This window comes from Skermania piniformis, from assembly GCF_019285775.1.
Classification (GTDB): Bacteria; Actinomycetota; Actinomycetes; order Mycobacteriales; family Mycobacteriaceae; genus Skermania; species Skermania pinensis.
Genome location: NZ_CP079105.1, coordinates 969,526 through 982,823 on the forward strand (window position 1 = coordinate 969,526; position 13,298 = coordinate 982,823).

Here is a 13,298-nt window from a genome sequence, read left to right on the forward strand (position 1 = left end):
CGCAATCGATATGGCATCGAAATAGGCCCGTCCGCGTCGGACGGGCCTATTTCGATAATGCAGAACCGAGTGCGGCGCCGGGTCAGTTGTCGAAGCCGTCGCCGTGCAGCGCTTCGTTCATCGAGGCGTCGGCGTAGCCGCGACAGTAGTCCCAGGTGACATATGCCTCGGGCATCGGATCGTAAGCCGGTTCGTGGGGTCGAACCGTGCCGTCCACCAGCAGCTGCAGCAGGTTGGCGCGCAGCATGTCCCAGTCGTGGTAGTGGTCGGAGTCGCAGTCTTCGCAGCTCACGACCAGGCCGCGCACACCGCGGTGCCCGAGCAATGCCTCGTATACCGCCAGATCGGCGAGATCTTCCTCGACCGCCAGACGTTCCTGCGGATCGAGCGGTTGCCCAGGCTCGAGCGCGTCCAGCTCGGCCGTCGGGTCGGTGGGGTCACCGGCGAACGGGTCCGGTGGCAGCCCCGGAGGGAAATGGTCTCGCACAGGTCAACGGTACGCAGAAGCGGCCGGTTTGCGCTAGCTGGCCGGTCGGGTCGGCGCAAGTCGCGCCCGGATACCATGGTGCGCGGGTCGGGGAAGCGCAGCTCGACCCGGCACTTCCCCCAGATGGCGTGGCACCTACCGGTTGCTCGCCCCCGACGTTTCTCCAGGAAGGCCCGATCCCGAATGAGTAGTCCCGCCGCCCTGCAGGCTCAGAACCTGGCCCGGGTGCGCACCGGGGGTGACGATCCGAACAAGATCGCCATGCTCGGCCTGACTTTCGACGACGTGCTCTTGCTCCCGGCCGCCTCGGATCTGATCCCGAGCGAAGTGGACACGTCGAGTCAGCTGACTCGGACCATCCGGCTCCGGGTGCCGTTGGTGAGCTCGGCGATGGACACCGTCACCGAGGCGCGGATGGCGATCGCGATGGCCCGCGCGGGCGGCATGGGGGTATTGCATCGCAACCTCGCGGTGTCCGATCAGGCGGCCCAGGTGGAGATGGTGAAGCGGTCCGAGGCGGGCATGGTCACCGACCCGGTCACGTGCCGGCCCACCGACACACTCGCCGATGTGGACGCGATGTGCGCTCGTTTCCGGATCTCCGGACTACCCGTGGTGGACGAGGTCGGTGCACTGGTCGGCATCGTGACCAACCGGGATATGCGGTTCGAGGTCGACCAGAGTCGCAAGGTCGCCGACGTGATGACCAAAGCTCCGCTGATCACCGCTCGCGAGGGGGTGACGGCGGAAGCGGCCCTCGGGGTGCTGCGCCGGCACAAGGTGGAGAAGCTGCCGATCGTGGACGGTCAGGGTCACCTCCGCGGCCTGATCACTGTCAAGGACTTCGTCAAGACCGAGCAGCACCCGGAGGCGACCAAGGACCGCGACGGCCGGCTGCTGGTCGGCGCCGCGGTCGGGGTGGGCCAGGACGCCCGGACCCGGGCGATGGCGTTGGTCGATGCCGGCGTCGACGTGCTGATCGTGGACACCGCGCACGGACATCAGGTGCAGGTGCTGGAGATGGTCAGCAAGTTGCGCGCCGAAGTCGGCGAACGAGTACAGGTGGTCGGCGGCAACGTGGCGACCCGGGCCGGGGCGGCCGCGCTGATCGAGGCGGGTGCCGACGCGGTGAAGGTAGGTGTCGGGCCGGGCTCGATCTGCACCACCCGGGTGGTCGCCGGAGTCGGCGCGCCGCAGATCACCGCCATTCTGGAAGCGGTGGCGGTGTGCCGCGCGGCCGGTGTCCCGGTGATCGCCGACGGTGGGCTGCAGTTCTCCGGGGACATCGCCAAAGCGCTCGCCGCGGGTGCATCCACCGCGATGCTCGGTTCGCTGCTGGCCGGGACGGCCGAGTCGCCCGGCGAGCTGATTCTGGTCGGCGGCAAGCAGTTCAAGAGCTACCGCGGAATGGGTTCGCTCGGTGCGATGCGGGGTCGTGGTGAGGGCGGACCGGCGCAGTCCTACAGCAAGGACCGTTATTTCCAGGACGATGTACTGGCCGAGGATCAGTTGGTCCCCGAGGGTATCGAGGGTCGGGTGCCGTTCCGCGGGCCGCTCCGCCAGGTGATTCACCAGTTGACCGGCGGGCTGCGGGCAGCGATGGGGTACACCGGCTCGACATCGATAGCCGACCTGCAGCGGGCGCAGTTCGTCCAGATCACCGCCGCGGGATTGAAGGAATCGCACCCGCATGACATCACGATGACGGTCGAGGCGCCCAATTACGCGGTTCGCTGAGCGGCACGTCCTGAAGAGCTCGCGCAGCGGCACCCCCTACACTGCCCGCTGAGCGGCGCGGTCACGCGTACGCCGATTTCGCGCGGGGTCGGTCCGGCGCGGGGAGGGAGAAAACGGGGTGCGCGATATGGTCGAGATCGGCTTGGGCCGCACTGCTCGCCGGACCTATCGCCTGGACGACATCGACATCGTGCCGTCGCGGCGCACGCGGTCGTCCAAGCATGTGTCGCTCGGCTGGCAGCTGGATGCATACCGGTTCGACGTGCCGATCCTGGCCCATCCGACCGACGCGCTGGTATCGCCCGATTTTGCGATCGAGCTGGGTCGCCTCGGTGGGCTGGGAGTGCTCAACGGTGAGGGGCTGTGGGCCCGGCACGCCGATGTCGAGGAGAAGTTGGCTCGGCTCGTCGACCTGGCCGAGACCGCGGAGCACCCGGAGATACCGATCGCCGCGCTCCAGGAGTTGCATCGTGCGCCGGTGCAGCCGGAGCTACTGACGGCAGCGGTGGCCACCATCCACGCGGCCGGAGTGACCACGGCGGTCCGGGTCAGCCCGCAGAACGCTCGTGCGTTGACCCCGGCGTTGGTGGCTGCGGGTATCGATCTGCTGGTTGTCCAGGGCACGATCATCTCGGCCGAGCATGTCGGAGCGAAGAGTCCGGAGGGAACGGGCACCGAGCCGCTGAACCTGAAGACCTTCATCGCCGAGCTCGACGTGCCGGTCGTCGCGGGCGGGGTGAGCGATCACCGAACCGCGCTGCACTTGATGCGGACCGGTGCGGCCGGCGTGATCGTCGGCTACGGTTCCGCCGGCGCGGTGACCACGACCGGCGAGGTGCTCGGTATCGGGGTGCCGATGGCCACCGCGATCGCCGATGCCGCTGCGGCCCGGCGCGACTACCTCGACGAAACCGGCGGCCGCTACGTGCACGTCATCGCCGACGGGGGCATCGGTTGCTCGGGCGAGCTGGCCAAGGCCATCGCCTGTGGCGCGGACGCGGCGATGCTCGGTGCTCCGCTGGCGGTCGCGGCCGAGTCGCCGGGCCGTGGCTGGTACTGGCCCGCTGCGGCTGCGCACCCGTCGCTACCGCGCGGGGTACCGCAGTCGGTGGGTCCGGTCGGGCGCCCGACGCTGGCTCAGGTATTGCACGGTCCGTCGCAGGATGCGAGTGGCGCGCTGAACCTGGTCGGTGGCTTGCGCCGGTCGATGGCCAAGTCCGGCTATTCCGATCTCAAGGAGTTCCAGAAGGTCGGTCTCAGCGTGCGGGGCTGACGCTCGGCTCGGTGCCGTCGCTCATCTCCGCCGGGTCGTTCGGCTGTGCCGTATCCCCGTGCCCGGGCCACCACGCCCAGTGCCCGAGCAACGCCGTCAGCGCCGGGGTGAAGAACATCGACATCACGAATGCAGCTATCACGATGCCGAACGACAAGGCAAAGCCCATCGATACCAGCAGCGAGTTCCCGCCCAGCATCAGCGAGGCGAACGTGCCGGCCAGGATGACGCCCGCCGCCGCGATGGTCGGGCCGGCATGCCGGACTGCCTCGGCTGCCGCGGGCCGCGGTTCGCGCCCCGCCCGTGCTTCCTCCCGCAGCCGGGTGATCATCAGGATGTTGTAGTCCGTGCCCAGGGCCGTCACGAACAGGTAGATGTAGATCGGAAGCGTGAAGATCAGCCCGGACTCGTCGCGAACGTGCTGGAACACGATCACCGTCGCGCCCAACGTCGCGCCGAAGCCGAGGCCGACGGCAGCCATCAGGTACAGCGGAGCGACCAGTGCCCGCAGTACCAAGGCCAGGATCACCAGGATCACCAGCCCGGCCAGCGGGAACACCACGGCGTAGTCCCGGGTCATCGCCCGCTGCATGTCGACGAACACCGACGGAGTACCGCCCACGTATGCCGAGGTGCCCGCCGGCGCGGCAGCATGCGCCGCGGTTCGGATCGGGCCCGCGACATCGTCCATCGCCTCGGTCGAGACCGGGTCGGCGGTCAGCACCACCGAGAACGCCGCGGCGGTACCGTCCGGTGACATTCGTGGCGGGAAGACCTGGGCGACACCGTCGGCACCGCGCAGCGCCTCGTTCATCGCGGTCAGCGCGGCGGGGTCGATCTTCCCGTCTTCGTCGGCCTTCAGGATGACCGGAACCGGCTCGGCGGCGCCGGCAGCGAAGTGTTGCCGGAACGTTTGCAGCGCTTCGGTGGATTCGGCCCCGCTGGGCAGGCTGGAGTTGAAATCGAACGAGGGATTGAAGCCGAAGGCGAACACCGCGAGACCGGCCAGCACCAGGCCGGACCCGGTCGCGAAAAGAGCAGGGCGGCGGCCGAGCGCGGTGCCCAGTCGGGCGAACCGAGCTCCGGTCGGCTCGGTGCGCCAGTTGCGGGACGGCCAGAACAGCGCCGGGCCGAGCACGGTGACGATCGCCGGCACCAGCGTGAGCACGGCCAGCATGGTCACCGCGACGGCGATCGCCAGCGCCGGCCCGATCGCCCGGAAGACGCTCAGCGAGCTCAGCAACAGCGCAAGAAACGCCACGATGACGACTCCGCCGGCCGAGGCGATCGCTTCGCCGGCTCGCGCCAACCCGTAACCGACGGCCGGGCGGGTCTCGCTCCCGTGGCGCAGCCGTTCCCGGTACCGGAACAAGAAGAACAGGATGTAGTCGGTGCCGATGCCGTACAGCACGACGATCAGGATCACCTGGATCGACGAGTCCGCCTTCAGATCGAAGAGCTCGTTGGCGAACCCGATCAGGCCGGTGGCAACCGCGGACACCAAGCCGACAACCAAGATCGGCATGAGGCAGATGATCACGCTGCGGAAGATCAGGGCGAGCAGCAGCACGATCAGTCCGACGGTGGCGATCCCCACGACGGTCAGCGCGCTGTCGGTGGACTCCTGGCTGTCCAGCGCTTGGGGCACCGGCCCGGTCGTGCGGGCTCGCAGGTCGGTGTCCGACGCCAGTGCGGCGAGATCGTCGCGTAGCGCCTCGGCGTCCTCGATCGCGTCCGGGGTGTAGCCGGTCGAGCCGTGGGTCAGCCCGATGATGCCGAGCTGCACCATGCCGTCCGCCGATATGTTCGGCTTGCCGTCGGCGGAGGTGGTCGCGACCTGCGGTTGGAACGTGCGGGCGGCCAGCTGCGGGCCGAGTCGGTCGGCGATCCGGGTCACGGCGGAGCGGTCGGCCGAGGTCAGTGGGCTGCCGTCGGCCCGATCGAAGACGATGATCGCGCCCGGGGTGCTGTCCGCGGGGAAGTCCTGCGACTGCAGCTTCCCGGCTTGCACGGACTCGTAGTGTGCGGGCAGAAACTCGGACTCGTCGGTGGTCGTCTGCAACGTCGGCGCGGTAGCGAGCACGATCCCGGTGAGCACAAGCCAGGCAGCGATGACGTACCAGGGGCGACGCGAGACGAAGCGCCCGAGTGTCCGAAACATGGACGGCACCGTACCGCCGAGATCGTCGTCGCGTGCCGTGACCCCGTCGTGTCTTCCCGGAAGCCTCAACTGCGGCGGCTACCGGTCGATATGCTGACAGCATGAGTAACGCGGCGGTTGTCGAGCCGGCGACAGATTTCGACGTGTTGGTTGTCGGTTCGGGTTTCGGTGGCAGCGTGACTGCGCTGCGGCTGGTGGAGAAAGGCTACTCGGTCGGCGTGCTGGAAGTCGGTCGACGGTTCGCCGACCGCGACTTCGCGAAGAACAGCTGGCACCTTCGGGACTACCTCTGGGCGCCGGGCCTCCGCTGTTTCGGTATCCAGCGGATCCATCCGTTGAACAGCGTGCTGGTCGTCGCCGGCGCCGGGGTCGGGGGTGGCTCGCTGAACTATGCGAATACCCTGTACAAACCCCCGATGCCGTTCTTCCATGATCGGCAATGGTCGGAGATCACCGACTGGTTCGACGAGTTGAGCCCGTATTACGAGCAGGCGCGCAAGATGCTGGGTGTGGTGCAGAATCCGCACCTGACGCCGGCCGATCAGGTGCTGAAATCGGTTGCAGCCGATATGGGGGTCGAGGACACATTCGTGGCAACCCCGGTCGGGGTGTTCTTCGGCGAGCCGGGCAAGACGGTCGCGGATCCGTTCTTCGGCGGGGTGGGTCCGGACCGTACCGGGTGCATCGAATGCGGCGAGTGCATGACCGGGTGCCGGCACGGCGCGAAGAACACGCTCCTGAAGAACTATCTCTACCTGGCCGAACGCGGCGGCGCGCAGATTTTCCCGATGACCCGGGTGACCGCGCTGCGGCCGGTTCCGGACGGCAGCTGGGAGGTCGATACGCGGCGGACCGACGGCATGATTCGGCGGAACCCGCGTACGTTCACCGCAAAGCATGTGGTGTTGGCTGCCGGTACCTGGGGCACGCAGAAGCTGCTGTTCGCGATGCGGGACCAGGGAGTTCTGCCGGAGCTGTCCGACCGGTTGGGGATGCAGACCCGGACCAATTCGGAGTCGGTGATGGGTGCAGCGAAGAAGCGGGTCGACCCGAACCTGGATCTGACCCGCGGAGTCGCGATCACCTCGTCGATCCATCCCACGTCGGACACCCACATCGAATCGGTGCGGTACGGCAAGGGCTCCAATTTCATGGGGCTGCTGCAAACCCTGCTCACCGACGGGGGCGGCCGAATCCCGCGCTGGTTGAAGTTCGTGCTGCTGGTGCTGCGCCACCCCTTGCAGCTGCGGTACATGACGCCACGTCGGTGGAGTGAGCGGTCGATGATCGTGCTGGTGATGCAGCACCTGGACAACTCGATCACGACGTTCACCAAGCGAGGTCTGTTCGGTCGCCGGCGGTACACGAGCAAACCCGGACACGGCGAGCCGAGCCCGAGCTGGATACCGGTCGGTAACGAAGCCACCCGGCGGATCGCCGCCAAGATCGACGGAGTGGCCGGCGGCACCTGGGGTGAGTTGGCGAATATCCCGCTCACCGCGCATTATCTCGGTGGCGCAGTGATCGGTGCGGACGCCGAGCAGGGAGTGATAGATCCCTACCACCGGGTATACGGCTATCCGACGTTGAGCGTCGTGGACGGCGCCGCGGTATCGGCGAATCTCGGAGTGAATCCCTCGCTGACCATTGCCGCTCAGGCCGAGCGGGCCGCTGCGTTGTGGCCGAACAAGGGTGAGCTGGACCTGCGACCGGAGCAAGGTGCGGGGTATCGGCGGATCGACCCGGTGCAGCCGCAGCTGCCGATCGTGCCGGCCGATGCGCCGGGGGCCTTGGTATTGCCGATCGTCGGTTTCGGACACCCGGAACGCATCGTCAGCTGAGTTCTCGCGCACCGAACTGTGGTCCGCCTCGCCGGGCTCGGCCGTCACGCGACATCCGGGCTGGTAGGGGCAGGTATTGATCTATGCTATTGCATCCGATACTTTTGGAGCCAGCAGCTTGCTGGTGTCGGGGGATACAACTGCGCACGCCGCAAGGAGTGGTATGGGCCCGAGCAATTCCAGCCTGAAAGTCGTTGTCGTCTAACCAAATAGATCGGTTCAGTTTCGGCTGCTATTCGGAAGTCGGCTGCACGCCGCCGTATATAGAGAGTGCACCCAGTCCTCATGTCCAATTTCTCCGATACCGTACAGCGGTCGGATCAGGTGAGCCCGGCGGTAGTCGACTCGAATCCCATCGAACTGGATTCGGCGCACGAGGAACATTCGGCGCAGGAAGAAGCAACGCACGTGCCGCCGGCAAGTCGGCGCCCGGTAGCGGCCGTCACCGGCTGCACGTCCGGCCTCGGCCGGGCATTTGCCGTCGAACTTGCCACTCGGGGTAACGACATGGTGCTCGTCGGTCGCAACGCTGCCGCCGTCGCGGAGCTCGCCGACGAGTTGCGGCGCAATCACGGTGCGGTGGTCGAGGAACTTGTGGCCGACCTCGAGCAGTCGAACGATCGGGCACGGGTGGTGGCGCGGCTGGAGCAAGGGGTCACCGCGTTGGTCAACAACGCCGGATACGCGACCCCGGGCGACTTCTGGACACTCGACCCCGAGGCGATCGAAGCCGAGCTGGCAGTGAATGTTACTGCTGTGCTGCAGTTTACCCGTGCAGCGTTGCCGTCGATGCTGGCTGCGGCGGACGGCATGATCATCAACGTCGCCAGTATTTCCGGCCTGATCACCGGCGCCACCGGCGCTTACGGTGCCGAAAAGGCTTGGGTGATCAAATTTTCCGAGGGACTGGCCGGCCAGGTGGGGCCGAGTGGGGTTCGGGTGCAGGCGTTGTGCCCGGGTTTCATGGATACCCCATTTCACCAACGGGTCGGTAACAAGCCGGAGGATTTTCCGAAACCGCTGGTGATCAGCGTCGACGACGTGGTCAAGGGCAGCCTCGCCGATATCGAGAAGGGCTGGGCGGTAAGCGTTCCGGGGTGGCGAATCAAGTTCGTCGCGATGCTCAATCGGTTCAGTCCGCGCCGGTGGGTGTGGAAGTTCGACAGTCCCTGATCCGGCCGACGGCCTGACGTCCTCGAGTCGATCGCTCGAGGCGTATCGATCCGCCCTCGGCGGATATCTCTTTGTTGTATGTGCAGCACGATGCTTTACGAACACCACGTTTGTGACACCAACGCTTGCGAAACACGGAGAGTGTGGTCGAGATGTCCAGTTCGGATTCGGAAACCGACGTCGCCCCGGCCCGGCCGGTTGCCCTGGTCACCGGCGCTACCTCGGGATTGGGTAAAGCATTTGCCACGGAGTTGGCCGGCCGGGGCTACGACCTGGTGTTGGTCGGCCGCAATGCCGAGCGGTTGGCCGACGTTGCCGGTGAGTTGGAGCGCAACCACGGGGCGCTGGTCGAGCAGCTGGTCGCCGACCTGGAGCAGGAGTCGAGCCGGGCTCGGGTCGTTGCCCGGTTGTCCCAGGGCGTCACCGCGCTGGTGAACAATGCGGGCTACGGCAATTACGAGCATTTCTGGACGACCGATATCGAGGTCATCCGGGCCGAGATGGCGGTCAATATCACTGCGGTACTGGAGTTCACCCGGGCAGCCGTGCCGCCGATGCTCGCCGCCGACAACGGAATGATCATCAATGTCGCGAGTATCTCCGGCCTCTACACCGGTCCGGCCGGGACGTACGCTGCCGAGAAGGCATGGGTGATTCGGTTGTCCGAGGGCCTGGCTCATCAGTTGCAGTCCACCGGGGTCCGGGTCCAAGCGCTCTGCCCGGGCTTCATGGAGACACCGTTCATCGAGCGGGCCGGGATCGAGGTCGACCGAGTCCCGAAACAACTGCTGATCGGTATCGACGAGGTGGTGAAGACCAGCCTCGGCGACATCGAGAAAGGCTGGGTGGTCAGCGTTCCCGGCCGTCGGATCAAGTTTCTCACCATGCTGAACCGACATTCGCCGCGCCGCCGGGCGTGGAAAATCGGCGTCTGAGACCAGATAGCGAAAAGCCGATCCGGACCGGATCGGCTTTTCGCTGTGACGGGATCGGGACGTCTGCTCAGATTCCCATCGACTTGGCCAGGAGCGGCCAAGCATCATGGAAATCGTCCTGCCAGTAGCCCCAAGAATGAGTACCGGTCTTGCGAATATTCACCGTCGCCGGTATCTGCAGCTCGTTGAGCCGCTTGGCGAGATGATCGGTGCACACCCCGGTCGCCACCTCGATCGGCGCACCGACCACCAGCTGGTCGAACATTGCTGCCCGGCCGTCCCTGAACCGTGGGTTGGCATCGGTATCGTTCGGGGCGGCGGGCACTCCGGTGCCCGAGCTGACGTAGATATCGGTCCCGCGGAGCTTCTCGGCATTCACCTGCGGGTCGTGGGCGACCCAGTCCGGGCCGCCGAGCGGGCCCCACATGTTCTCGACGTTACCGCCGCCCCAGTCGTTGACCGTGATCTTCACGAAGTGCTGGCCGACCGAGTCGGACGACTGGACACAACCGCTGAACGCTGCGATTCCCTTGTACAGGCCGGGATGCTCGATCGCGAGGTTGAACACCGACGTGGACGAGCTGGAGATGGCCGCGATGGATTGTCGTTTGTTCGTCCCCAGCTCGGCGTCGATCAGCGGGGGCAGTTCCTTGCCGAGGAAGGTCGACCACTTGTTCCGGCCGAGGACCGGGTCGTCACGTTGCCAATCGGTGTAGTAGGACGCGCGCCCGGCCATCGGCATGACGACGTTCGCGTTCTTGTCTTTCAAGAAGTCCAGGATGTCGGTCTGGCCGAACCAGTTCGCCGAGTCTTCACCACCGCCGACTCCGTTCAGCAGATAGAGAACCGGCTGCGGTTTGCTCCGGTCTGCCGGCAGCACGACCTGGAGCGGGATCTCCCGATCCATCGCTGCGGAGTAGACCGTGATCTTCTCTTGTCGGTCGTTGATCGGTTCGACCGAAACGATGCGCGCTGCGCCACCGGTGGTGGCCTTCTCGGCTGGTGCTGCCGCGGTGGTACCGCTTACCGCGGTTCCCATGCCTATCGTGAGTGCAGCGGTGACCAGGAGTCGACGCATGGTCGAACTTCGCAAGATGACGCCCCTTTTGTGGTCTTGCGGCCGGCCGGCCTGCGGCCTCCCGCCTCATCGGCTGGCTGACCCTAACATGTGTGTATCGATTGCTCGGACCGGTTCGATACGGTCGATTTTGTCGCCGCTCGCCGACCCGACCGCGGCCGCGCGAGCCGGGCCACCAGAGCAAGGAGACCGTCCAGTACCACTGCCAGCAGCGCGACGAGGATGGCGGCAGCGAGCACCCGGTCGTACTGGCGGACCGCGATGCCGCTGAATATCGGCCGGCCGAGCCCGCCCAGATCGATATATGCGGCGATCGTCGCGGTCGACACCACCTGCAGCGTGGTGCTTCGGAGCCCGCCGAGGATAAGCGGCAAGGCATTCGGGAGTTCGGCCTGGAGCAATACCTGGCGTTCGGTCATCCCCATCGCTCGCGCAGCGTCCACCACCGTCGGATCGACGTTTGCGATGCCGGCATAGGTGCCGGCCAGCAGCGCCGGGATGCCGGCGACGATCAGCGCGACGATCGGCGGCGTCAGACCGATGCTGCCCAGCCAGAGCACCAGAAAAGTGAGGAGGCCGAGCGTGGGCAACGCGCGCAGTGCGTTGACCGCGCCGATCAGCCCGGCCCGCCCGCGCCCGGTGTGCCCGACCGCGAGCCCGATCGGGATCGCGACGACGGCCGCGCCGGTCACCGCCAGCAGCGTGTACCAGAGGTGTTGGCCGGTCAGTTCCAGCAGCGACGGCTCGCCGGACCACCAGTGTTCGCGGAAGTAGGTCCACGCGGCCCCGAACAGGTTCATCGACCGACCAGCTCCTTCCGGGTCCACGGGGTCAGCGCGCGACCAGCTGCGTAGAGCAGCACGTCGAACAGCAACGCCAGGGCGACGACGGCGATGATGCCCGCCACGATCTCGTCCAGGTAGTCGCGTTGATAGCCGTCGGTGAACAGCCGGCCGAGCCCGTGTACCCCGATCAGCGATCCGATCGGCACCAACGAGATGTTGGTTACCGCAACGACCCGGATGCTGGTGATCAGCACCGGGATCGCCAACGGTAGGTCGACCGACAGCACCCGGCGCATGGTGCCGAAGCCCATTGCGGTGGCGGCGTCGGTCACGGTCGTCGGTACCGAGTCCAGTGCCTCCGGTACGGCGCGGACCAGTAGTGCCGTCGAGTAGACGGTCAAGGCGACGACGACCACCAGGGGATCGAGCACCGATATCCCGAGCACCGGCGGCAAGATCACCAGCAGCGCCAACGACGGGATCGTGTACGCGATGCTCGCGACGGCCAGCGTCGTTCGACGCAGCCGACGTTGCCGTCGGATCGCGATGCCGATCGGTACCGCCAGCAACAGGCCGACCAGCAGCGGCAGCAAGGCCAGGTAGAGGTGCATCCGGGTGAGTTGCCAGACTTCGGCCGGATGGTTTAGCAGGTATCTCACGGTGCGGTGCCGGCGGACCGGCCGGATTCGGACTCGGCGAAGAACCGGCGATTGCGCGCCCGGTCTTCGGCGTGCCGTTGCGTCGCGAGCAGCGCCACCACCTCGTCGGGGTCGATCCCGCCCGCTACCGACCCGTCGTCGTGGACGGCCACGCCGATACCCGACGGCGAGGACACCGCCGCGTCCAACGCTTGGCGCAGGTCACCGCCGACCGGAAAAAGCGAGCCGGCGGCCGAGCTGGACTCGGCGACCGATCGGCCCGATCGGATCGCGGCTACCCCGGTCGGGTCGATCCAGCCGCGCGGCCGGCGCAGCTCGTCGATGATCAGGACCCATTCGCCGTGGTCCAGGCGCAGGCCCCGCAGCTCCTCGGGGGTCGCGGTCCGGACGTTGTGCAGTGGGACGGCGTCCGCGGATCGGAAGGACAAGCCGCGATAGCCGCGATCGCGGCCGACGAACTCGGCGACGAAGTCGGTCGCCGGTGCGGAGAGCAGCTGTTCGGGCCGGTCGTACTGCTGCAGTCGGCCGGCCCGGCCGAACACGGCGACCCGGTCGCCGAGCCGTACCGCTTCGTCGATGTCGTGGGTGACGAACACGATCGTCTTACGCAGTTGGGCTTGCAGACGCTGCAGCTCGGCCTGTAACCCGTCGCGGACCACCGGATCGACCGCGCTGAACGGCTCGTCCATCAGCAGCACGGGCGGATCGGCGGCGAGCGCCCGGGCCACGCCGACCCGCTGCTGTTGGCCACCGGAAAGCTGAGCCGGGTACCGGTGCGCCAGTGTCGGGTCCAGCCCGACCCGGTCGAGCAGGCGCAGGGCGGCGGCGCGGGCGGCCGGCCGCGACTCGCCGGACAGCACCGGCACGGTGGCGATGTTGTCCAGCACGGTTCGGTGTGGAAGCAGACCGCCGCTTTGGATCACGTAGCCGATGCCGCGCCGCAGCCGAACCGGGTTCACCGTCGAGACGTCCGTGCCGTCCAGCCGCACCGTGCCCGAGCTGGGCTCCAGCATCCGGTTGATCATCCGCATCGCGGTGGTCTTCCCGCAGCCGGAAGGCCCGACGAACACGGTGCACGACCCGGATTCGATCGTCAGGTCGAGTTGCTGCAACGCGCGGGTGCCGTCGGGATAGGTCTTGCTCACCCCGACGAATTCGATGGTGGACAC

At 67.0% G+C, this 13,298-nt stretch carries 11 protein-coding genes; 5 read left to right on the top strand and 6 right to left on the bottom strand.

Annotated elements, in window-relative coordinates; all coding sequences use genetic code 11:
• Positions 1-82: 82 nt before the first annotated feature.
• The gene (locus KV203_RS04380; protein ID WP_066468553.1) at positions 83-487 is read right to left on the bottom strand and encodes a DUF5319 domain-containing protein; all 405 of its coding nucleotides are present in this window, start codon (positions 485-487) and stop codon (positions 83-85) included.
• 225 nt (positions 488-712) lie between these two features.
• On the opposite strand from KV203_RS04380, the gene guaB reads away from it, so the two are divergent.
• Together guaB and KV203_RS04390 are read left to right on the top strand one after the other, a co-directional pair.
• A complete protein-coding gene (gene guaB / locus KV203_RS04385) occupies positions 713-2,224 on the top strand; it encodes an IMP dehydrogenase (protein ID WP_066468792.1) in 1,512 nt (503 codons plus the stop codon).
• A 118-nt stretch (positions 2,225-2,342) separates the two neighbouring features.
• On the top strand, positions 2,343-3,497 hold the full coding sequence (locus tag KV203_RS04390) for a GuaB3 family IMP dehydrogenase-related protein (RefSeq protein WP_066468550.1): 1,155 nt from the start codon (positions 2,343-2,345) through the stop codon (positions 3,495-3,497).
• On the opposite strand, the gene KV203_RS04395 is transcribed toward KV203_RS04390, so the two are convergent.
• Entirely contained in the window at positions 3,481-5,658 is a 2,178-nt protein-coding gene (locus tag KV203_RS04395) for an MMPL family transporter (protein ID WP_066468548.1), read from the bottom strand. The two genes, KV203_RS04390 and KV203_RS04395, sit on opposite strands and share 17 nt — an antisense overlap.
• A gap of 101 nt (positions 5,659-5,759) precedes the next feature.
• Between KV203_RS04395 and KV203_RS04400 the strand changes: the two genes are divergently transcribed.
• The 3 genes from KV203_RS04400 to KV203_RS04410 all read left to right on the top strand — a co-directional run bounded on the left by KV203_RS04400 (position 5,760) and on the right by KV203_RS04410 (position 9,607).
• Entirely contained in the window at positions 5,760-7,499 is a 1,740-nt protein-coding gene (locus KV203_RS04400) for a GMC family oxidoreductase (RefSeq protein ID WP_066468546.1), read from the top strand.
• Between the two features lie 285 nt (positions 7,500-7,784).
• A complete protein-coding gene (locus tag KV203_RS04405) occupies positions 7,785-8,672 on the top strand; it encodes an SDR family NAD(P)-dependent oxidoreductase (RefSeq protein ID WP_083529904.1) in 888 nt (295 codons plus the stop codon).
• A gap of 152 nt (positions 8,673-8,824) precedes the next feature.
• Positions 8,825-9,607: an SDR family NAD(P)-dependent oxidoreductase gene (locus KV203_RS04410; protein ID WP_066468544.1), complete on the top strand. Its 783-nt coding sequence runs from the start codon at positions 8,825-8,827 to the stop codon at positions 9,605-9,607.
• Between the two features lie 67 nt (positions 9,608-9,674).
• Here the strand turns inward: KV203_RS04410 and KV203_RS04415 are convergent, their stop codons facing one another.
• From KV203_RS04415 to KV203_RS04430, 4 genes are all read right to left on the bottom strand, one after another.
• The gene (locus KV203_RS04415; protein WP_083529903.1) at positions 9,675-10,685 is read right to left on the bottom strand and encodes an alpha/beta hydrolase; all 1,011 of its coding nucleotides are present in this window, start codon (positions 10,683-10,685) and stop codon (positions 9,675-9,677) included.
• Between the two features lie 83 nt (positions 10,686-10,768).
• The gene (locus KV203_RS04420) at positions 10,769-11,485 is read right to left on the bottom strand and encodes an ABC transporter permease (protein WP_066468539.1); all 717 of its coding nucleotides are present in this window, start codon (positions 11,483-11,485) and stop codon (positions 10,769-10,771) included.
• Positions 11,482-12,081: an ABC transporter permease gene (locus tag KV203_RS04425; protein WP_373279211.1), complete on the bottom strand. Its 600-nt coding sequence runs from the start codon at positions 12,079-12,081 to the stop codon at positions 11,482-11,484. Before KV203_RS04425 ends, KV203_RS04420 begins: the two co-directional genes overlap by 4 nt.
• A 44-nt stretch (positions 12,082-12,125) precedes the next feature.
• Positions 12,126-13,298: an ABC transporter ATP-binding protein gene (locus KV203_RS04430; RefSeq protein ID WP_066468536.1), complete on the bottom strand. Its 1,173-nt coding sequence runs from the start codon at positions 13,296-13,298 to the stop codon at positions 12,126-12,128.